Source organism: Lacrimispora sp. YZC11 (genome assembly GCF_057543815.1).
On the sequence record NZ_BAAJYQ010000006.1, the window covers coordinates 250,853 to 273,481 of the forward strand.

At 45.0% G+C, this 22,629-nt stretch carries 19 protein-coding genes; 3 read left to right on the forward strand and 16 right to left on the reverse strand.

What is annotated here, in order from left to right:
* Positions 1-17 precede the first annotated feature (17 nt).
* The 4 genes from AC27IJ_RS07430 to pdxR form a co-directional block, all read right to left on the reverse strand.
* Positions 18-551, reverse strand: a complete 534-nt coding sequence (locus AC27IJ_RS07430; RefSeq protein WP_312443116.1) for a nitroreductase family protein — start codon at positions 549-551, stop codon at positions 18-20.
* A 111-nt stretch (positions 552-662) separates the two neighbouring features.
* Entirely contained in the window at positions 663-2,150 is a 1,488-nt protein-coding gene (locus tag AC27IJ_RS07435; RefSeq protein ID WP_487148221.1) for a M56 family metallopeptidase, read from the reverse strand.
* A 9-nt stretch (positions 2,151-2,159) separates the two neighbouring features.
* Entirely contained in the window at positions 2,160-2,537 is a 378-nt protein-coding gene (locus tag AC27IJ_RS07440; RefSeq protein WP_312443112.1) for a BlaI/MecI/CopY family transcriptional regulator, read from the reverse strand.
* 104 nt (positions 2,538-2,641) lie between these two features.
* Positions 2,642-4,060 carry a MocR-like pyridoxine biosynthesis transcription factor PdxR gene (gene pdxR, locus AC27IJ_RS07445; RefSeq protein ID WP_312501273.1) on the reverse strand — a complete coding sequence of 473 codons (1,419 nt, stop codon included), beginning with the start codon at positions 4,058-4,060 and terminating at the stop codon, positions 2,642-2,644.
* A 161-nt stretch (positions 4,061-4,221) separates the two neighbouring features.
* Between pdxR and AC27IJ_RS07450 the strand changes: the two genes are divergently transcribed.
* Positions 4,222-4,695, forward strand: a complete 474-nt coding sequence (locus tag AC27IJ_RS07450; protein ID WP_312443110.1) for a pyridoxamine 5'-phosphate oxidase family protein — start codon at positions 4,222-4,224, stop codon at positions 4,693-4,695.
* A 131-nt stretch (positions 4,696-4,826) separates the two neighbouring features.
* On the opposite strand, the gene AC27IJ_RS07455 is transcribed toward AC27IJ_RS07450, so the two are convergent.
* From AC27IJ_RS07455 to AC27IJ_RS07465, 3 genes are all read right to left on the reverse strand, one after another.
* A complete protein-coding gene (locus AC27IJ_RS07455; RefSeq protein ID WP_487148224.1) occupies positions 4,827-5,753 on the reverse strand; it encodes an AEC family transporter in 927 nt (308 codons plus the stop codon).
* Between the two features lie 193 nt (positions 5,754-5,946).
* Positions 5,947-8,046: an alpha-glucoside-specific PTS transporter subunit IIBC gene (locus tag AC27IJ_RS07460; RefSeq protein ID WP_331662588.1), complete on the reverse strand. Its 2,100-nt coding sequence runs from the start codon at positions 8,044-8,046 to the stop codon at positions 5,947-5,949.
* An 18-nt stretch (positions 8,047-8,064) separates the two neighbouring features.
* A complete protein-coding gene (locus tag AC27IJ_RS07465) occupies positions 8,065-9,426 on the reverse strand; it encodes a family 4 glycosyl hydrolase (protein WP_312501277.1) in 1,362 nt (453 codons plus the stop codon).
* A 407-nt stretch (positions 9,427-9,833) separates the two neighbouring features.
* Here AC27IJ_RS07465 and tnpA point away from each other — a divergent pair, with 407 nt between their 5' ends.
* Positions 9,834-10,238, forward strand: a complete 405-nt coding sequence (gene tnpA / locus AC27IJ_RS07470) for an IS200/IS605 family transposase (protein WP_312443104.1) — start codon at positions 9,834-9,836, stop codon at positions 10,236-10,238.
* The gene (locus AC27IJ_RS07475) at positions 10,235-11,335 is read left to right on the forward strand and encodes an RNA-guided endonuclease TnpB family protein (RefSeq protein ID WP_312501279.1); all 1,101 of its coding nucleotides are present in this window, start codon (positions 10,235-10,237) and stop codon (positions 11,333-11,335) included. The genes tnpA and AC27IJ_RS07475 overlap by 4 nt, the downstream gene beginning before the upstream one ends.
* Positions 11,336-11,467: 132 nt before the next feature.
* Here the strand turns inward: AC27IJ_RS07475 and AC27IJ_RS07480 are convergent, their stop codons facing one another.
* The 9 genes from AC27IJ_RS07480 to AC27IJ_RS07520 all read right to left on the reverse strand — a co-directional run bounded on the left by AC27IJ_RS07480 (position 11,468) and on the right by AC27IJ_RS07520 (position 22,603).
* A complete protein-coding gene (locus AC27IJ_RS07480; RefSeq protein ID WP_312501280.1) occupies positions 11,468-12,226 on the reverse strand; it encodes a MurR/RpiR family transcriptional regulator in 759 nt (252 codons plus the stop codon).
* 639 nt (positions 12,227-12,865) lie between these two features.
* The gene (locus AC27IJ_RS07485; RefSeq protein WP_312501282.1) at positions 12,866-14,953 is read right to left on the reverse strand and encodes a sodium-translocating pyrophosphatase; all 2,088 of its coding nucleotides are present in this window, start codon (positions 14,951-14,953) and stop codon (positions 12,866-12,868) included.
* 337 nt (positions 14,954-15,290) lie between these two features.
* On the reverse strand, positions 15,291-15,521 hold the full coding sequence (locus AC27IJ_RS07490) for a hypothetical protein (protein WP_313260344.1): 231 nt from the start codon (positions 15,519-15,521) through the stop codon (positions 15,291-15,293).
* Between the two features lie 244 nt (positions 15,522-15,765).
* Entirely contained in the window at positions 15,766-16,608 is an 843-nt protein-coding gene (locus AC27IJ_RS07495; RefSeq protein WP_487148229.1) for a sialate O-acetylesterase, read from the reverse strand.
* Positions 16,609-16,672: 64 nt separating this feature from the next.
* Positions 16,673-17,590: a dihydrodipicolinate synthase family protein gene (locus AC27IJ_RS07500; RefSeq protein ID WP_312443095.1), complete on the reverse strand. Its 918-nt coding sequence runs from the start codon at positions 17,588-17,590 to the stop codon at positions 16,673-16,675.
* Between the two features lie 12 nt (positions 17,591-17,602).
* The gene (gene ilvD / locus AC27IJ_RS07505) at positions 17,603-19,321 is read right to left on the reverse strand and encodes a dihydroxy-acid dehydratase (protein WP_487148231.1); all 1,719 of its coding nucleotides are present in this window, start codon (positions 19,319-19,321) and stop codon (positions 17,603-17,605) included.
* 10 nt (positions 19,322-19,331) lie between these two features.
* Positions 19,332-20,327: a Gfo/Idh/MocA family protein gene (locus AC27IJ_RS07510; RefSeq protein ID WP_487148233.1), complete on the reverse strand. Its 996-nt coding sequence runs from the start codon at positions 20,325-20,327 to the stop codon at positions 19,332-19,334.
* A 15-nt stretch (positions 20,328-20,342) separates the two neighbouring features.
* Positions 20,343-21,428: a Gfo/Idh/MocA family protein gene (locus AC27IJ_RS07515; protein ID WP_312501287.1), complete on the reverse strand. Its 1,086-nt coding sequence runs from the start codon at positions 21,426-21,428 to the stop codon at positions 20,343-20,345.
* Positions 21,428-22,603, reverse strand: coding sequence for a Gfo/Idh/MocA family protein (locus AC27IJ_RS07520; protein ID WP_312501290.1), 1,176 nt, complete (start codon positions 22,601-22,603; stop codon positions 21,428-21,430). The genes AC27IJ_RS07515 and AC27IJ_RS07520 overlap by 1 nt, the downstream gene beginning before the upstream one ends.
* Between the last annotated feature and the right edge of the window lie 26 nt (positions 22,604-22,629).

Consider the following 22,629-nt stretch of genomic DNA (forward strand, 5'->3'; position numbering starts at 1 on the left):
GCTAAGGCACTGGTTGTTTAAACAAACCGGACAATTTCCTCCATTGATTTACGGGATTTCTTCCGTACCGTCTGATCTGCTGGATATCCGGCTGCAATTAACCCGCATATATGCTTTTCCTTCGGGATATTCAAAAGCGCAGCAACCTTTTCTCTATCAAACATTCCCAATATGCAAGTACCGATTCCCTGTGATTCGGCTTCCAGGCAAAGATAGGCAATTGCCGCTCCAATATCGCCGGGAGCAAAATACTGGCTGTCTACAAGGCTTTTAACATGGGGCATTAAATTTGCGTGTTCTTCAACTACAACAAAAAATGCCCGTGCTTTGGAAGCAAACCCATTTGATCCAAGCTGCTGTGCAGATTCTGCTACCTTTTCCATAAGTTCTGGATTCTCGACTACCACAAAACTCCAGGGCTGACCATTACAGCCGGAAGGTGCCAGGTGGGCCGCCTCAACACATTTGACCAGCTTTTCATGATCTACCGATTGATCTTTAAAATTTCTGCAGCTTTGCCTGCGAAGGCATAAATCCATAAAATCATTCATTTTAATTTCTCCTTTCTATTAAAGCCTTTTATAAGGCTGAATAAACAATTTAATCTTGTTATTTCTTTCCGCTTAATGTCATGCCTGACGTTATGTAATAATGGCATTATCCTAAAAATCTTCACTCAACAGATATACGGCATAGGTGATGCCGGTCTGTGTATCATAAATAACCGATATGTACCCGTTTTCATATTTAAAATGCATGTCACCGTTTTTATCACTGACCGGCTTCCCAAAAGCATTATGAAAGCTTTCTGTTTTATCACCGATTTTAGCACCTTTGAAATCCAAATCATCCCGCTGGGTAAATATCTGGTTGACAATACCGGTATCCGTATTAAACCACACTCGAATTCCAGTCTCTTTAAATTCCAAACCACCTTCATCGACTGATTCCGGCTTCTCACTTATACCATTTGTCAGATCCTGTTTACTTGAACCCAATAAATCAAAATATGTTTCAAAAGAGATGGCTTCGGTATCCGAAGAAGGCGTGGCAGAATCCGGACCGTCCTTTGAATCATTTTCCGTTTCGGTTGTATTTTGCGGATTCGTGCCGGGGGCAGAACCGGACAAACTTGAACAGCCTGTTAACAAGATAAGGCAAAGCAAAGTTATTACAGCCCATTTAGCAGATGTTTTTTTGTATTGTGTAATCATAATAATTCTCCTTTTATTCTTTCTGACTGCAAATCCTGCGGTTCCCGGAACCGGTTGTGGATCATTTGCTTTTTTCATAACACTCAATATGGTTAAGCCGTATTTTTTGTATTCTTCTTCCGCAAGTATGCTAAGGACGGAAGCATCGCAGGACAGCTCGCAATCCTCTTTCATTCTATACATGGAATACCATATTACCGGGTTAAACCAGTAAATTCCCTGTATAACCATTGTTATGATATGAATGCACAAATCCTTTCGTTTGACATGGGCAAGCTCATGTAACAGGATATAGCTGAGCTCTTCCTGCGTAAGGCCCGGAATCATGTTCCCGGGAATAATGATTCTGGGGTGAAAGATGCCCCAAACCATAGGAGATTTTATGCGGCTGCCGGAAAGAATCGTTACTTTACCTGTTATGTGCAGCTTGTTTTTACAGCGGTTTACAATGGCATGAATTTCAGGTTGCGTGCAGGGAATACATTGGCGCAGCCTGAGGGCAAACACGGCATTCACAAGCATTATGTAAATATAAATACCTATCATAACGATCAGCCAAATAGATGCAAAGTGTTCTGGTGTAAAAACAGAGCTGACTTTATTAAAATCTGGTAACGGGACTGAAAAAGTATGAGCAGTATCGTTACCGGGATTCTTTTTCACATTAGTCTTATCGTTTGAGGACTCCGGCAGTTGAGCGCTAATGATTGCATGTTCAGGTACTGGTTCATTTGTAAAGAAATGGAATGGGCTCTCAATGGTAAAGGGAATGATGAGCCGCAGTATCAGAAGGAACCAGATATAATATTGCAGTCTGGCGCTGAGTCTGTCTTTTAATATCCCCTTAAAAAGAAGGATTCCGATTGCCGGAAGAGTTCCCATCATTGACAGTAAAACGACACCCTTAAATATGGTATTGAGATTGATCTTGGCCACCTGCTTTCCTTAATTCAATTTATCATCCAAAAGCTTTTTTAAATCTTCCATCTCTTTTACGGACATCTTTTCATCATGAATAAAATTTGCCACCAAATTATAGATGGAACCTTCATATATTTTTTGAACGAAAGAGCCGGTTTCTTCCTGAATGCATTCTTCTCTGGTAATAAGAGGATAAAAGGTATGCTGGCCGGAATTCTTATCAACACCCAGGGCACCTTTTTTTACCAGCCTGGCAATCAGCGTGTGGATTGTTTTGGACTTCCAGTCTGCTTCCTCGCTTAAGGCTTCTATAATACGTGTGGTTGTTTGGGGAGATTCATTCCACAGTACCTTCATAACCAGCCATTCTGCATTGGATATTTTACAATTGCTGTTTTTCAATTCATTACCACCTTCCTACAAATGTAGTCTTTAATAAGATTATACTTGCAGGACGCTGTTGTCAAGTAAAATATGAATTTTTTATTGTAATTCAGTGAGCTTTGTCACGGACCAGTGCTGAACCATGCGGATTGCAGCAACGCAATGCCTTTTCGTATCTGTTGTTCACCCAGTAAGCTGTATCCTATAAATATAAGGTTTTGGGGACAGTCCTTCCTCTCATTCCAGAATGGAATCATGGGGTATACTTTAACTCCGGCTTTTTCTGCCTGTTTAATAAGCCATTCCTGTTCTTCACCATCCGGGAACTCTAAAATAAAATGCAACCCTGCCCCACGGCCATATAAGATTACTTTGCTGCCAAACATTTTCGTTGCCTCCTGCACTAACACATCATGCCGTCTTTTATAAGTGAGGCACATCTTTCGTACATGACGCTCATAGTTTCCATCCCTCATATATGCGGCTAATACACGTTGCGTCAACCAAGATACAGGAGAATTGTAGGAACGGAACAGACTATAATATCTTGAAAGCAATCGTACTGGCAGCACCATATAATTCACCCGCATAGAAGGAGAAAGGGATTTTGAAAAAGTTCCGATATAGATGGTACGGTCGTCAATGTCCAGTGAATGGAGCGCCGGCACCGGATTGGCATCATATCTTAGTTCACTGTCATAATCATCCTCAATGACATACGCATCGTTAGCAATTGCCCAATTGAGGAGTTCCTTACGCTGAAATATTGGCATCACGGTTCCGTAAGGGAATTGATGTGAAGGTGTTACATAGGCTGCACATGCGCCTGAATGGTGAATGGATGAGAGGTTAAGTCCATCTTTACCAGCCGGAATCGGATAAAGATTATAATTGTTGTTAATAAATACATCACGTGCCCCATTATAACCAGGGTTTTCCATGGCAATCACATTGTTTTGTTTACGCAAAATTTTGCACAAAATATCCAGTGAATAGTGCAGTCCAGAGCCTACGATAATCTGTTCCTCACAACATACGATCCCTCTTGACCTGTGCAGATATTTTTTGATTTCTTGTCTTAATAAGAGATCCCCCTGCTTATCCGGATATTGATTAACTACATCTTTTTGTGGTGATAAGAGAATTTGGGAAGTATATTTTCGCCATAGCTTAAAAGGAAATTGTTCATAAGGAAGCCCGCCGTACTGAAAATCATATAGACAAACAGGCTGCTTCAGTTCTGATCTTTCGACAGATAAAGCGTTTGTATCCTGTAGTATATAATTCCTCTCCGTAACCTTATTTGAGGTATCTATAACGAAAAATCCCGAACCATGTTTCGCGTGAATATATCCCTCCACAGCCAGCTGGGCATAAGCCCGGCTGACAGTATTAAGCGCAATCCCCAATGTTCCGGCAAGTGTTCGAATACCTGGAAGACGTTCTCCATTTGCAATGTTTCCTTGTATAATATCTTCTTTGATCTGACGGTAGATCTGAAGATACATTGGCTCATCTGAATTTTCCTGAATATAAATCATCGAATTTTAACCATCCTTATAGTAAAGTGTATCCTATATTATATCACACAAGTGTATCTTTTTACAGGTACACTTGTGTGATATAATACGTTTGATTGTCCATCAAGATTATATATCTTGAATAAAAATCATATTTACACAATTAGGAGGTTGAGGAAATTATGCAATACAGAATGAAGAAATTTCAATTAACACTGGAACAGATTAACGAGTTGCTTCATCGTGCAGATACTGGGCGATTCGCTACCGTCAATGAGAATGGTTATCCATATGTCATTGCCATGCATTTCGTTTACTACAATGACAAAATTTATATGCATGGTCTTCCAAAGGGGCAGAAAATCGATAATATAAATCGAAATTCCAAAGTATGCTTTGAGGTTGATGAGTTGTTTGGTCTCTTGACTGACAATATAGAGAATGCCTGTGACACTGAGGCTGAGTACAACAGTGTTGTGATTACCGGAAATGCTTCGTTGATTACGGACTTGGCTTATAAACGTGAAGTGCTAAATAAACTGGTTGAGAAATATACGCCGCAATTTGCCGGAAAAGAGCTTCCTGATAACATGATTAAGGGGACTGCTTTAATTGAGATTGATATCATAGAATGTACTGGAAAATATCATAAATAGGAACTACCAGCCTATGACATCTTGAATTACGCAATCAAACAGGCGGTAGATGTTTCGTTCTCCTACCGCCTCTTACACCACCAGGCAGATCACTCAGCATACATCCTATTTACGATTATTATAACGGTGCCTTACTGTCCGGCCAGCAACGTCTCAAGGAACATAACAACAAGCATAAAAACCAATCCGGTAAATACTGAAACCGAACTGGCCACCCCAGCTAAACCTCCGTCTCCGCCGGCCTTTTCCGTATAAACAGGAGCAAAGATACTTATAGGAGCAAACACAAGGACCGTCAAGATCTTCCGAATCTCAAGGGAAAAGGGTGCAGCAAAAAAAATCACCACAGCAAACAAGATTCCCAGCAAAGCGCGATAAATCACCAACCAAATCACCTCTTTCAGTCCAGATCGAAATGAAACCGGCTTGATCATCATCCCAATCATCAGCATAGCAAGAAATTTATTTGCCGCGGCAACCGGGGCCGTCAGCTTCAAAACTACATCTGACACCCGGACATTTAAACAGACCAAAAGAAACATCAGAACATAAGTATCAAATGGAACAGAGGAACACAGCTTCTTTAAAATACTCCCCGGCGTCTCCCGCCCCTCTGTTCCGGTCTGAAGCACTGCGGAGGTAAGCGCATAGGCCCCTCCCGTCACCACAACCGCATTTCCAATATCAAACATACAGACAATCGCACTCGAGGATTCATAAAACGTCTGTATTAACGGCATGGCAAAGCTCCCAATACTATACCCCGAGGCTCCCAGCGCAAAAAATGCCCGCACCCCCTTATCCTTCCGTTTTTTAAACAGTAAACTAATCATCCCTGGAAGAGAGCTAAAAACTATCCCTGCCAGAACCACAAACAGCATCTCCCCACTCTTCTCAAAATCAGAAAACGCATGAACCACCGCCGCCGGAAGTGTCATATTAACTACAATCCGGCTAATCACCCGATAATCCCCTTCCTCAAAAAAACCTTTCCTCCTCAAAAAAACTCCGCCCAGTAAAATAAGGATCAGGGCTGCAATTTTTAATACAAAATCCATATCGGCCTCCATACATTTTCCTTTTCTCTCTTAGGCTGGCGAAAGGGGATTGCGCGGGATAAAATCTTGCCCACAAGGCCGGATTCATCCTACACAATCCCCTTTCGGAAATCTTGGAAACAGCAGTGCCGGTGACCAGGAGATATACTCCTATGCCAGATGCGTCCGATCCTGTATCCCCTTCTGCTGCCCCTTAGATCTCATACTCCACAACACAAGTCTCTCCCGCCACTGCATCCCCGGTATACACCTTCATAAACCGCAGCGCCTTAGAATTTGTAATCACCACCGGGGTATAAAACGTCCCGCCATCCGGATTCACCACCTGACGATCCACCTGGCACAACGGGGTCCCAACCTTCACCCGTTCTCCCTGCTGCACCATTGGCCGGAATCCGCTCCCCTTCAAATGAACCGTATCCAGTCCAATATGAACAATTAATTCCGCCCCGCCATCCGTACGAATGGCATAGGCATGACAGGTCTCAGCGACAAACATCACTTCCCCATCCACCGGGGACACTACCAAATCCCCATCGGGAATAACGGCAATCCCATCCCCAAGATGCTTCTTAGAAAACACTTCATCCGGCACCTCTTCAATGGAAACCACCCGGCCGGTCTGAGGACTGAAAATCCTCCCCTTCTCACCTGTCACGGCTTCTCCGCCAGCATTCTTTTCCATCTCCTGTCCCAGGATCCCCGCAGGAAGCCCATCCCTGATATACTCCTCAAATGCGCTCCGCACCTGGGGAACCGAAAGTCCTACAACCACCTGAAGAGCCGTCCCACGGCGCACCACACCATGTGCTCCGGCACCGGAAAAATAACCATCGTCAGCGACAAGCCTGGCATTCTTCACCGATACCCTTAGCCTGGTCGCACAGTTATTGACTTCCAGTACATTGTCCGCTCCCCCCAGACCTTTAAGAAAAGCGGCCGCTTTCTGCTGATCCACTGAAAAAGCGTTCTTCTGCCCTTTCAAAGCCTTATACTCTCTCTTACTGATCAGCTTTACTTTATCCTCATCCTCGCGCCCCGGCGTCTTAAAATCAAACTTCAGAATCAAGGTCCGGAAAGTGATAAACCACAAACCGGAGAAGATCAGACCAACAATTACCTGCTTCACATACATTGGCCACTGGTGGGCTCCCAGCGGCAGCCAGTTCAGCGGCAGCCAGTTTAACAGCCCGGAACTAAACTCCCCAACAACACCAACCGAGTAAGTCACCGCATTCATAACCGCCGCCAACAGGGCATGTACCAAAAACAAAGGCGGTGCAATAAACAGGAAGGTAAACTCCAGCGGCTCCGTAATACCGGCAAACATACCGGTCAGCACCGCCGGGATCATCAGTGCCATAACATCTTTTTTCTTTTCAGGTTTGGCCGTGGTATAAAATGCCAGCGCAATTCCGATGGGAGCAAACACCTTAGTCATACCAAACAGCGAGAATCCGCCTCCCGGAAAGACATCCTTCAATGGAACCGTTACTTGAGAAAATTCAATCAAATGGTCAGCCCAGTATGCCCGGATTCCGCCTTCCACTGCCGCCGCATCATACAAAAACGGCGAGTAAATAAAGTGATGCAGGCCGGTGGGAATCAAAATACGCTCACAGAAGGCATACACACCGACCCCAAGACTTCCGGTTTCCTTCATAAAATACTGGAAGGTCGCAATCACATGCTGAATCTGCGGCCAAATCATACAGAACACAAAGGACACTACAAGCATCATAAAGAATCCAATGGCACAGATAAAGCTGGATCCCCGGAACACTCCCAGCCATTCCGGCAGGCTTGTATCAAAATAACGATTGTGCAGCCACACCACGATTCCCGATACAATTAAGGCTCCTACCATGCCGGTATCCAGAGTCTTAATCCCGCCAATCATAGCCAGACCGCTGACACCGCCAACCTGGGCGGAAAAATCCACACCAAACACATCTCCCCAGTTGGTGAGGATGCTTCCGATAAACAGATTAAAAGTCATATACAGCACGAATGCTTCCAGACAGCACCTGGCATTCTCCTTCTTAGCCAGTCCAATAGGCAATCCAATCAGAAACAGAAACGGCAACTGCTTCATCACCGCATCCGCACCGGCCCGGATGGTAACCCAGAACTTGAGCCAGTTAGTGCCAGGCTCCGCCAAACTCCCCATAATCATTGGATTTTGAAAAACTGTTGAAAAGCCTACCATAATACCAGCAAACGTTAGTAAAAGCACCGGCGTATACATTGCCCCGCCAAACCGCTGGACTTTTTCCATTGCTTTTTGAAACATAGGACCCCCTCCTATTCGTTAGTTATTTTTTCCAGTAGTAAATTCAGACCCCCAAAAATCAACATTTGCTTCAATTAAATCATCTAAAATCTTTTTTGCCGTATCCGTATCCACGACAGTCCGGTTTAGGGCCAATGCCTGGAGCAGTTTCGTCTTATCCTTTTCCAATAAGCCATCCACTGTCAGTTTCTCATAAGCATACTGGTTCTCCATCATCCCCTTGTAGAATGTACCAACCGGCTCCATGGCCAGGGCTTCCGCACCGTTGCTACCCACCCGGCAGGCAACCTCTACCATCATATCAGGATCAATATTCGGAATAATTCCGTTGTTCTTCACAATGATCAGGAAGATGTTGTTCTCATTGTTTAAAATGCTGATTGCCAGTTCCACAATATAGCTGGCATGAACATTTCTCTCGCTTCCCAGTTCATATGGCGTTCCCTTGATCTTACCCAGCTTAATGACCTCATTCAGCATGGAATATACCTTCTTCTCCTTGCCGTCCATAATCTCGTTGGCGCGGGTATAGTTGGGATCCGAAGTTTCCACCACATGGTCCGGATAGAGATAATATTTTAAGTACGTATTTGGAAGATATTCCGGGTAATCCCTTAACATCTGGGCCATAAAATTGTAGGTCTCCAGCCAGGACTGCTCCATCACATGCTCCTCATTGCCCTTGCCGAACATATGGCCGGAAAGAAGTTTTTCCTTAATCGCCGGTGCTAAGTCCACGCCCGTCTTCTTGTCATACACATGGGTAAACCAGCCAAAGTGGTTAAGGCCAAAGTATCTCGGTTCAAAATCCAGACGAGTACATCCCATTAACTCTCCATACCGATCCATGATCGCAATCGGCATATCACAGATATTGAGAATCCGGTGATCGGCCGGGAATACCCGCTTGGTCGCCTCGGCAACAATTGCCGCCGGGTTGGAGTAATTCAAAATCCACGCTTCCGGGGAGTATTTGCGGATGGTCTTTACCAGATCAATAATGGCCGGAACGCTCCGCAGTCCGTATGCAAAACCGCCGGCACCACAGGTCTCCTGTCCCACACAGCCGTGTTTTAACGGAATCTTCTCATCCTTCTCCCGCATGGCGATCTTTCCTGCACGAATCTGCACCAGCGCAAAATCCACACCCTCAAATGCCACCGCCGGGTCTGTGGTATACAAAAAGGTTTCAAGTTCCGGATAATATTCCCGCATCAGAATCTCACCGTACTTTCCGACAATCTCCTGACGGTCTGCTTCAATATCATATAACACAAGGCGTTTAATTGGAAATTTCTCTTTCTGGGAAGCCAGCATTGCCATTAATTCCGGATTACGAATGCTGCCTCCGCCAACGATTACAACATTATGAGCCTTCATAATTCTTATACTCCTTATCTTTCATGTTTTGCGTGTGCACCGCCTTACGAAATACATAATAACTATATTTATTTTTAAATACAATACATTTTTGTGCAATTGCTACCAATACCAGAAGTTGTGAACTGTCACAGGGAATGTGAAATTTCACAGCCTGATTCCACATGTTTTACACAATATAATCCGGAAAATTCTTCAAAAAGAAAAAAGAGCAGCTTCTGCTCTTTTTAACAGATTTTTGCCAGGAATTCCCCCGTCCTCTTAGGCGGGGGATGAATTTGCATTGGATGTGAGAGGTGGTTATGCAAAGCAAAATCACCTTGTAACTACTAAAAGATAAAGGTTGCATAGGGATAAAAACAGCTATATACTATAATCAGTCGAATTGCAAAAGGTGGTTGATTACAATGGAATTAGATAACAATGCTCATTCAGTATTTTTGTTACATTATCATCTTGTGCTAGTGGTGAAATACCGAAGGAAGGTTTTTGACGATGCCATGTCTGACAGGGCGAAGGAGATATTTGAGTACATATCGCCAAGCTACAAAATCACGTTGATGGAATGGAATCATGACATGGATCATGTCCACATCCTGTTTCGGGCACATCCAAAAACGGAAATAAGCAAATTCATCAATGCGTATAAAAGTGCAAGCAGTCGGCTTCTAAAAAAAGAATACCCAGAGATAAGGAAAAAGCTGTGGAAAGAATATTTCTGGTCACAGAGTTTCTGCCTTATAACGGCAGGAGGTACACCGCTATCGGTGCTGAAGCAGTATATCGAAAGCCAGGGGGAAAAACATAGATGAAGGGAAACAAGGCATTCCAGTTCAGGATGTATCCAGATGACGAGCAGAAAACCATGTTTGCAAAAACATTTGGGTGCGTGAGATTCGTATATAATAAGATGTTAGAGGACAGGATCGATCATTACCAGAAAACAGGTAAAAACCGAAAGACCACTCCGGCAAAGTACAAGGAAGAGTTCCCATTCCTAAAGGAAGTGGATAGCCTTGCGCTGGCGAACGGGCAGATGAACCTGGAGACAGCATACGGAAATTTCTACCGCGGCAAGGGCAAAATAGGATTCCCGAAGTTCAAAAGCAAGCACAGGGACAAGGATTCTTACACGACAAACTGTGTGAATGGCAATATAGCGGTCGCTGACGGGTGGATAAGGCTGCCCAAAGTAGGCAGGGTGAAAATAAAGCAGCACAGGGAGATCCCGGACGGCTACAGGCTGAAATCATGTACGGTAGCAAGAACCCCAGATAGGAAGTATTACGTTTCAGTCCTTTATGAATATGAAGATCAAATCCCAGAGCATAAGGCAGAAAGCGCCACAGGCCTGGATTTTTCCATGAAAGAACTATACATAGATAGCCTTGGGAATTCGCCGGAATATCCAAAACCATACAGGAAGGCACAAGAGAAGCTAGCCAGGGAACAACGGAAGCTATCAAAGTGCAAGAGGAAAAGCAATAATTACTACAAGCAGAGAGTGAAAGTGGCAAAAATCCACAGGAAAGTGGCAAATCAGAGAAAGGACTTTCTGCATAAGCAGAGCAGGCAGATAACCAATGCCTATGATGCGGTGTGCATAGAAGACTTAAATATGAAAGCGATGTCACAGGCACTAAATTTCGGGAAAACCGTGGCAGACAACGGCTGGGGGATGTTCGTGGCATTCCTTGGCTACAAGCTGGAAGAAGCAGGGAAAAAGCTCGTAAAGGTGGACAAATGGTTCCCGTCCAGCAAGACCTGCTCTGTATGCGGCAGAAAAAAGGATGACCTGGAACTTTCTGAAAGGGTATACGTCTGTGAGTGTGGAAACATCTTGGACAGGGATGTAAATGCCGCTATAAACATACGCAAGGAAGGAATGAGAATTCTGGGAATGGCGTAAAAATAACGATGAACCGTGGGACACACGGGGTTAGCTCGTTGATACTGCCAAGAATACTTGGCTTGAGCGAGAAGCCCCCACTTCAAGTCAAAAACATCCAGTGAATGTTTTTGACTAAGTGGTGGGAGTATGTCACAGGTAAATATCGCCCATATACTGAATACATTTAATACACAAAATTTCGATGACCGAAAAGATTAGGCTCAAAGACTCAAACAACATATCGTCCTTGATGGAAACAGTCTCCGGCGACAAAAACAACTGGTAATCACTCATATTTGCCAGGGTGTTGTCCCCGGAAAAGGTGAGGGAAATCACCCTGACACCCTTGCTTTTTAGCTGGATCACAATGTCCTTAATAAAATTGGAGTTGCCTTTCTTGGAGATAATTAACACCACATCATTCCGTCCCATAAAGGACAGTTCCCGCTGAAATTCCCCTTCCCCCGTGATATTCTCTACCAAAATATCCAGGGAGAGAAACATCCGCTTAAACTCACCGGCCGCCGCCCGCTGAATGCTTCCCGTGCCATAGACGAACACCCGGTTGGCCCCGTGGAACAGCCTGCAGATCTGGGTCATGTCCATATCCCGGAACCGTTCAATGGCCTTGATGGTCTTGTCACAGATGGTCTGCAGATAATCTGCAGGATCCCTGGCAAATTCCGTGGTCTCCCAGCGCAGGTAAGTCTTTAACTCACTGTAGCCGGTCAGTCCCAGTTTCTGGGCAAAACGCATAATGGTGCTTCTTGAAACATTACACCGCTCTGCTACTTCCTCGATGGAAAGCCCGGAACAAAGAGCCTTGTTATTACCTACGTAATTCCAAATATGCTTGTCACTTGCATTCAGGCTTTCATAGTGTGCACTGAACAATTCCTCCAACCGCATGTTCCCCTCCATAAATAATCCGACGTATTGTTCCGTTTAATCAAATCATTTTTTCTTAAAGGATGTTTCTTGAGCGATCAAATCACCTTTTTCTTGGTTTTTCATCTAAATTCATCCTTCAATTCTTAGCTCTACATTACATAGTGTTTCTGTATATTATATCATCTAATAAAATTATTGCATTCTTTCCCCTATAAATATAAGCATGTCTATCCTTCATTATATTTACTATTGCTAAAAAAGCAATACCATGTCCTGTAATATATTTTCACATAGCAATTCTTTAATGTCAACAACTGGATATAAAAATACAAAGCCTTATCTATAAAGAAATTCTTTGCATTTTATCGTGCCGATCGTAATATACCGCCATAATGGATTTAGGTACATGCCGGCTTTTTACATTGAACTAAATGCTGATCATTTATTTCGGATTGATCGAATTCTGTCATGGAAGACATCCGAAAAAACTCATTCTGTTTCAATAACCCGGGATGACTGATGCTGCATAGTGAATATATTGAATAAGGCGGAAGAAGAGCATAGAAAATCGGTGCCAGGACCCATGTCCTAACACCGATTTTCTATAGCCTGTACCAGTCAGGCTGCCGTTATCTTATTAAGTCCTGTCTCTATAAATCAAAACAGGGAAAATGCCAAAAACAAAGAAGACATCAAAGAAGCCACCAGAGAAACCACCGTTATCTGTGTATTGATGGACGGGCCAGCCGTATCCTTGAAGGGATCGCCCACCGTATCTCCTACTACAGCTGCCTTATGAGCTTCACTTCCTTTTCCTCCGTTCCCTCCGGCCTCAATGTATTTCTTTGCATTATCCCACAGCCCTCCGGAATTGCTCATAAACAGCGCAAGCAAAAGACCGCTGATAATGTTGCCTGCAAGGTATCCTCCTACGGATTCTACGCCGCCTACAAACCCGACCACAATGGTCACGAGAATGCTGACGAGTCCAGCAGGAATCAGTTCCTTTAATGCACCATTGGTAGCAATATCTATGCATTTGTCATATTCCGGTACCACTCCCGGCTTGCCCTCCTTAAGTCCCTTAATTTCCCTGAACTGACGGTGGATTTCTGACACCATTCTCTGTGCATTGCGGTCTACCCCAAGCATCAGCATAGCGGAGAAAATAGCCGGAACAGAAGCTCCTACCAGCATTCCGAAAAATACCTTGGGATTGATAATATCGAATCCGGTCAGTACTATAGTGCCAGCCGCATCGTTTACCTCACTCATAAACGCACCAAGCAGGGAGATAATGGTCAATCCTGCTGCCGCAATGGCAAATCCTTTTGTTACCGCCTTTACTGTATTTCCTGCACTGTCAAGTGAGTCTGTGATTTCAAGTGCTTCATCTCCCAGATCACCCATCTCAACAAGTCCTCTGGCGTTATCGGCAATTGGACCGTAAGCATCATTGGATATGATCATGCCGACGATGGAAAGCATTCCAACTGCGGCCATAGAAATTCCAAACATTCCTGCAGTAGGATCCTCAGGAGCGATGGAAGCGCAAAGATTATAGGAAATCATAGCAGAGATACCGATTCCCACCATGGCAGGCAGTACGCTTAAAAAACCATAGGAAATACCGGAAAGAATGGTAAATGCAGGTCCTGACTCAGAAGCCTTTGCAACATTACGTACAGGTTTTTTATTATCGTTTGTAAAGTAATCACTGGTAATTCCTATAATGACACCAACAAATAAGCCTACCGCCGTTGCTCCCCAGATACGCCAGTCAAACTGAAACACTACGGTTGCCGCAGCAGTAAGTACGGCAAATATGCCCGTGGTAAGATAGGTACTCATATTAAGAGCCATGGTAGGATCGCCTTTCTTTCCCATACGGGCTGCCATAACTCCTATGATAGAAGATAAAAGTCCCAGAGAAGCATAACAGAACACCATGGCTGCATAGTCGACTCCTATTTTTTTGCTCAGAGCAATAGCCATAACCAGGGCGGATACTGTGGAAGCCACATTAGAATCAAAGAGATCTGCGCCCATTCCGGCAACATCTCCTACATTATCTCCCACATTATCGGCAATTACCGCCGGATTTCTGGGATCATCCTCAGGGATTCCAAGTTCTACTTTTCCAACAAGGTCTGCACTGATATCCGCAGTCTTTGTAAAAATACCGCCGCCTGCTTTGGCAAATAAAGCCAGGGAACTGGCACCAAAGCTGAAGCCCAATAGGGCAACGGAATCTCCGGTAATCATCATAACAAGAGTCACTCCTAAAAGTGAGCTTCCCACTACTGCCATCCCCATAACTGCACCGCCGCGGAAGGCTGACAGAAAAGATGGCTTTAAACCGCCTTTTTGTGCTGCTTCTGCAGTCTTGATATTGGCTATGGTAGCTACCTGTATTCCTATTTTACCTGCTATGGCAGAAAAAACAGTTCCGCATATGTATGCCAAAACAATGGTAAGGTTATTTAAAACCGAGCCTCCGCTCCATATCGGAGCCGGAAGAAACAAAAATATCAAAAGCGCTGCTCCCGCACAAAACTTTGATAAAACAAGGTATTCCTTTTTTAAAAATGTGTTTGCACCTTGTCTGATATAGCTTCCAACCTCCTTCACCCGTTGATTTGAAGATGGCTGCGCAGAAACCCAGCGGTACAACCACACCGCAAAAGCAAACGCAATAACAGAAACGAGAATGGAAATGATTAGAAATAAGCTTAAATTACCCATAACACCATAACCTCCTACTTTCTTAAATATAAAAAAATTGTTCCATTGTATATTTTAGCACTATTTCTGTATATTTCAACTTTATTCATGTTAAGATTGTATATATATTTTATCATCTTCGATTTTCTATTGTAATATATGCAATAAAAAAGTCGAAAAATGTAGAAATTTTAAAACATTTTCGACCACTCTCCTTCCCGATACGCATATAATTGCGAAAAAGTCCCTGTTTTATGGTGAAAAATGCAGCTTCAGACAAAGATGATTCGTAAATTAATAGCTCTGCATAAAAAAACCGAAACGCCCTAAGGGTACGTTTCGGTTTTTTAATTAACAATTATTTTTCTTTTCTTTTTTCCCAATATGCCCATAAGTTTCCGGCCACACAAATGGATGAATAGCAACCTGTAATCACACCAAACAGCATCGGCAGAGAGAATTCAATGATGGATTCAATCTGGAAGTAAATGGAAGCTACCATGATAATCAGTACGCAAAGCCCTGTCGCCAGGGAGGTATTAATAGAACGCCCAAGTGTCTGGCTGGTGCTTATGTTTACCAGATCCACTGCAACACAGGGCAGCTGTGAATCACAGCATTAGAAAATCAAATACAATTAAGATTAGGGTGATAATTTTCATTCTTTCCATCAGTAAGAGCATATAACGCACGATACCTTGCTTCGCAAAGTATCGTGCGTTATATGCTCTGTCAACGTTGTCGCGAAAATACTGTAGCCGCTATAAATGGCAAGGGAGTTTGATGCGGCGGGAAAGAGGCGGTGTTTTCATTTCCGGACCGCAAAGCTGACCTCACGCCAGATCTGGCACATCGTAACTACTAAAATACAAATTTTTATAGTAAGGATCATACAGGACCGGCTCCCTGCCGGTATTGACATAAATACCGGCATTCATTCCGGCCTTTAACCCTGCCTCATTATATGCCCACTGATAATAATGATACCAGTCCTTCATTCCGCCTCGCTTTTTCATTTCTGCAAAATCGGTAGAAACCAAAACGACATCCGGATTTTCCTTCGGAATCTGGGTCTGCACTTCTATTATCTTATCATAATTTGCCGCTTCCTCTCCGTTATATTCTCCGATCCGGATCAGAAAGCATTTTTCCGTGCCTGTCTCCTTCATTTCCGCCAGCATCCGCTCAAAATACAGCCGGTATTCCTCAGGCTCCATTCCGCGGTCTCCATCGGTTTCCCCTTGACACCAAAGCATAAAAATATGGCGGATATAAAAGCCTTGCTCCAGCAAGTACTTCCTGCCAGACCGCAAACGCTTCTTCGCATCCTCAAGAAAGCTTCCTCCTGCCTGCCACTCCAGAATGGAGGAACCGCCCTTGGAGGCTGAAATTGCAATAACCGGAATTCTCGTACATAGATAATAGGCATTGATAAAGGCAGTAGCCAGGGAGCCGGTCTTTTTGTCCCCATCGTCGATCCCGTCTTTCCGGTTTTCTTCCTTCCCAAAAGGTTCTTCCATAAAAAAAAGGTGGTCCGGCGCACTGACTGCCCGGTATTCATAGCCTGCACCCGGCAAAATTACCGGAGCTTTCTCTCCGTTTTCTCCATCCGGAATTCCTCTGCCGGCCATATTAGACTGACCCATAAATAAAAATAGATCCACGTTTCTTTTCATTGCAGCCATTCCTCCTTTCAGCTTCCTTTCGTTCCCTGACACAATCCAACTTCCAGTTTTCATGTCACAAAATATGGCATTCCCTCATCCGGTCTTCGCAAGCAGCCATAATATTTGCCAGATGCATTTTCTGTTTTTCCGTCAAAGGAGTCAACGGGTTCCGGCACTCCGTACTTATCTCAATCCCCCGGTTCCTGACCCCTTCCTTTATGACTGGTACAAAGATGTCTGCCACTGAATAAATTTCCATGAGCTGATCAAAAATTCCCTGAATGTTTTCACATGCCTCAAGGTTCCTTTCATCCACAGCATGGATCCAGGCGGAAGCCAATTCCGGATAAATATTTGACAATCCGCCTATGCAGCCACTTCCTCCTGATAGCATATTATGAAGCATGAATTCGTCAAAACCGGAGAAAACCTCAAAATCAGGAAATTCTTCTGACACTGTCTGGATCAGGGCACGGGTATGTCCCATTTCTGCCACAGTATCCTTATATCCTGCGATATTCCCATGGCTGTGCAGAAGCTCAAGAGTAGTCCGGGGGCTTATGTCATAGCCAGTCCTGGCCGGAAAATTATACAGATAAACCTTCCCCTTGATTTTTTTGCATACCGTTTCATAATAATGGTGAATCTCCCTTTCAGACAGGGAAAAATAATACGGACTTATAACCAGCACGGCATCCGCTCCCTTTGACAGAGCATAATTGGAAAGCAAGATGGTTTCCTCCGCATTCATGCCCCCGGTTCCAATCAAAAGCCTGGTCCTTCCTTTTGCATAGTCCGTTACATCACATATCAAACGACGCTTTTCCTCGTAATCAAGGGCAAAAAATTCCCCTATACTTCCCATAATGACCAGACCGCTAATACCACCTCGTATCAGGTGCTCCCATATTTTCCGGTTTCCGTTGCTGTCCGGCTTTTCTTTTTCGTCAAAAACAGTGACTGCAGGTGTGTAAAAATTTGCTTTCTTCATATTCTTCCTTCCTTAATAACCTGCCCCCTGCATCGCAGACAGGGCATGCCTGGTATACCTGCCAAAAAGCCCTTTTCTTCCTGCCGGCAGCTTTGGATCTTCCTCTGATTTTCTACGTTCCATTTCCTCAGCAATTTTTTCCGGTGTCATCTTTTCTCCGGCGATCCCTACGATATCCAGACTTCTTTTTTCCACATCATAATGAATTAAGTCCCCTGACCTTATAAAAGCTAACGGTCCGCCCCTGGCGGCCTCAGGAGATACGTGACCGATGGCCGCACCTCTCGTTGCACCGGAAAACCTTCCATCTGTCACAAGAGAAACCTTATCGTTTAAGTCCTTATCACAAACAATGGCTTCCGTTGTCATAAGCATCTCCGGCATTCCGCTTCCTCTAGGCCCCTCGTAACGGATCACGAGAATATCTCCCTGCTTTATCTCATGACTGACTACCGCAGAAAAAGCATCCTCCTCACAGTCAAACACTTTTGCTGTTCCAGTGTGGGAGCGCATTTCCTCGGCGCAGGCAGAATATTTGATGACCGATCCTTCGGGAGCCAAATTCCCTTTCAGAATTGCAATGGAGCCTTTTTCTTCCGCATCTTCCGGCTCCCGGATGACATCCTGCCGTTTCAATCCGTAATTATGCAGATATCCAAGGTTCCGTTCAAAAAAGCGTTCTCCACGGATATCCTCTAAATTTTCTCCCAGGGTTTTTCCGGTCACAGTCATAACATCCAGGTTTAAATAATTCTTTAACAGCATCTGAACCATAGGGATTCCGCCTGCAAACCAGAAGCTTTCCGTCAATTGGGTTCCACTGGGTGTAAGATTGCATAAATGAGGGATTTCATGATTGATTTCATCAAACCATTCCATAGGCAGTTCAATTCCTAGTTCCGATGCAATGGATGGCAAATGCAGGGTGGCATTGGTAGAACCGCCGATGGCACTATGTATGATGATTGCATTTTGAAACGCCTCCTTAGTCATGATCCCGGAAGGCTTTAAATCATTCCGGGCCAGATTCATGACCGCCTTTCCCGCCCGCCTTGCATACTCCAAAAGATCGCGCATGGTGGCCGGCACCAGGGCACTGCCCGGAAGAGCCATTCCCAAAGCTTCTGCCATACACTGCATGGTAGAGGCCGTTCCCAAAAAGGTACATGCCCCCACAGAAGGACAGCCGGTCAATTTGTATTCCCGGATCTCCTCCTTTGTTATTTCATTCTTCCTTTTTTCCCTTAAGGATATATCTCCTGCCACCAGGGAAGTAGTCATGTCAGGCCCCGGCCTCATGCTTCCTCCCGGTAGAAAAACCGTTGGAATATCCATCCTCGCTGCTGCTTTTAAATGGGCCGGAACCGATTTATCACAGGAGCTTGAAAGAACCATCCCATCCCAAGGCACTGCACCGGCATGAACTTCCACCATATCGCAGATGGCTTCTCTTGATGCCAATACCAGATTCATTCCATCATGTCCCTGTGCACAGCCGTCACAGATATCTGTCACATGATACTGTGCGCCATATCCGCCGGCGGAAAGTACCCCCCATTTAACCTGATCTGACAGCCGGTCTAAATGAACACTTCCCGGATGGGAATCTCCATATACATCTTCAATCAGGATCTGGGGCTTTTCGATATCTTCCTCTGCCCATCCGCTTCCCAGCTGCAGGGCATCAAACTGAGCCCAAAGCCTGCGTTCTCTTTCACTTTTTTGTCTCATAATCAAAGCCTCACCAATATACCCGTTTTCCAGTTTCCGCTGATTCCCAAATCTTATCAATCAGAACGCTGACTTTTCTTGCTTCCTCAAGACTGATAAAAGATCCTCCGTTGCCAGCCAGCATATGATAAAATTCCCGGATAGCGCGGGAATGGCTGTAACCGTAATAATCCTTTCCCTTGCTTTCTTCACGTTCCTCTGCTAAGACGGTTTCCTGACCATCCTCTAAAACAGTCAATTTGTCGTTCCTCAGAAAAAAGATTCCTTTTTCCGTTGTGATCTCAAGTTCGGTACTGGAATTCCTGCAATGGGTAACCGTACCGTAGAATACTCCATGGACATCATGTTCAAACATCGTAAAGCTGCATGCCGTATCTTCTACCTCTATGTCCTCCAAAAAAAGATTCCCTGTCATTCCTTTTGTCCAAACAGGCTTTCCGCAAAACAACTCCATTAAATCCATGATATGAATTGCCTGGCTTAACATCACACCGCCGCCGGCCTCCGCTGTTTTACCGCGCCAGGAATCTCTGTTATAATAATCCCCGGTTCGGTTCCATGTGACCACAGCTTTACAGCCTTTCAGTTTCCCATAGCTTCCTTCCTCCAGAATCTTAAGCATCTTCCGGACAGAAGCATCATAACGGTGCTGGAGGCATACACCCAGATGAATGCGGCCGGCCTCCTCAAACGGAAGCAGGGAGTCAATGTCCTCTGTATTCAGTCCAGCCGGTTTTTCCATAAAAACAGAAACTCCCATAGAAGCTGCCAGCTTTGCCGCAGGCACATGCAGATGATGGGGCAGGCAGATATGCAGGCAGTCCAGCTTTTCAATTTTAAGCATCTGTGCCAGGTCCGTATAAAATACAGCATCCAGGGCTTTCTCTTTTTTCCGGATATCACAGTCGCAAACTGCAGTTACTTTTGCTTCCCCCTGGAGAGAGCCAATAACTTTCCTGTGAATTTCCGATATAACACCAAGTCCTGCAATCCCGATTCTAAGCATATGCTTTTCATCCTCTCATTTTACTTTTCTGGCCAGCATCTGCGCCTTTACGCACAACTCCGCCGCTTTTAAGGCATGTTCCTGGGTCATGGCATGTTCGGTACGGTTGATACAGTCCAGGATCAATTGTCCAAAAAACGGAAAACCTACACGGCCCCGGACATTGACGGAATACTCTCCGGCCTTATCCGCCCAGAGCACAAAATCACCCGCACCTTCCCTGTCGATATCTACATATTTCCTAAGCTCAATATAACCTTCCGTTCCCAGGATAAAGGTCCTTCCGTCTCCCCAGACAGACAAGCCGTCAGGCGTAAACCAATCCACCCGGAAGTATCCCATGGCTCCGTTGTCACCTACCAGGGTGGCGTCACCGAAATCATCAAGCTCCGGGTATTCCGGGTGATTGTAATTTCCGATCTCACTGTTTACCACCGTTGCGTCTTTCGCACCAGTATAATACAAAAACTGTTCAATCTGATGGCTTCCGATGTCGCACAGGATGCCCCCATATTTTTCTTTTTCAAAAAACCAATCCGGCCTGGAAGTGGGATTTAATCTGTGCGGGCCAAGCCCCAGTACCTGAATAACCTTTCCGATTGCTCCTTCACGGATCAGTTCCCCTGCATACACTGCACTTTCCACATGCAGCCTTTCACTGTAGCTTACCATATATTTTCTGCCGGTCCTCTTTACTGCGGCCTTTATCATCTCCAGCTGCTCCAGAGTGGTCAGGGGTGCTTTATCCACAAAGCAGTCCTTACCGGCTTCCATGACTCTTACCCCCAGTGCCGCACGCTCTGAGGTGATGCACGCCGACGCTACCAGGCTTATCTCCGGGTCTGAAAGTATCTGGTTTTCACTTTCTGCTGCCATAACTCCATCTTCCCGGTAGGCATACAAAAATTTTTCTACCTTTTCCGGGTCCGGATCATACACCCATTTTAATGTAGCTCCGGCTTCCAACAGTCCGTTGGTCATTCCATAAATATGCCCGTGGTCCAGCCCCATGGCTGCTATGATAAATTCCCCTTTCTTTACAACCGGATCCGGTTTTCCTTTGGGGGCATAATTCATCCCGTCTTTTTGATTTACCTTCATTACTTTTTCTCCCCATAATTTCCGACGGATATATCCGCCGCCACAAAATTTTCTATGCTCGCAGCCTTTTCATAGAACCGGATGGCATGCCTGCCGATTCCATCTGCCATATAGTACTCATCATCCGGCCTAATCGGGAGGGACACGGTCCGTTTCTCAAATCCAGCCTTATAGATTGCCGTAATCAGTTCCACGGTCTTCCTTCCATCAAGCCCTGTAATCAATGGCCTGGTCCCACACTCGAGGGCGCAAAGAACATCATCGATCTCTCCGGTGTGGCCTTCATATTCCAGATCTTCCATGTCTTTATATGCCTGTTCCAGTTTCCCCATAAGTTCCGTATTCTTTTCCGGTACCGGAAATCCGTTTTCCTGTGTAATTTCAGCCGCACAGGACCAGGGGGCGGCTATTTTTGCATACTCGCACTGAAGCGTAATTCCCTGCTCACCACCGTGATGCACGACGGAGCTTGTCACCTCTGCCACAGAACCATCTTCATATCGAAGCGCCGCAAAGGACAGATCCTCTACCTCTGAATTATCATGCATCACATTGGCAAGCAAGGAAGATACTTCTGCCGGCAGAGACCCTTTAATCCAGTTCAGCATGTCGATCTGATGCACCGCATGATTGAGGGTAGGACCGCCGCCTTCTTTTTCCCAGGTTCCCCGCCACCACAAATCATAATAGCAATGCCCTCTCCACCAGAGGGAATCAATATGGGCACAGCGGATCTTTCCCGCCAAACCGCTGTCCGCCAGCTTTTTCAGCTTCCAGATGATATTCCGGAAGCGGTTCTGTGCAATGCAGGCCATGACCACTCCATTTTTCCTTTCCGCCTCGATCATTTCATCGCATTCCTTCAGGCTGGGTGCCATCGGCTTTTCTACCAATACGTTTTTTCCGGCATTCATGCAGTTTATGGCAATTTCCCCATGGCTGGACGGGGGGGTACACACATGGACTAAATCAATTTCCAGTCCGGAGTCCAGCATCTCCTTATGATCGGCAAAAATCCTTGCCTCTGTAAGGCCGAAGCGCTCTTTTGCCGCCTGTGCCTTTTCCGGATAAATATCGCAAAGGGCGACGATCCTGCACCGTTCCTGAAAGGCCAGAAGCCCTTTCAAATGGCTGCCCGATATATTTCCCAAACCTACGACCGCTACTTGAATCATATTCTATCATCTTCCTTTCCATCAGC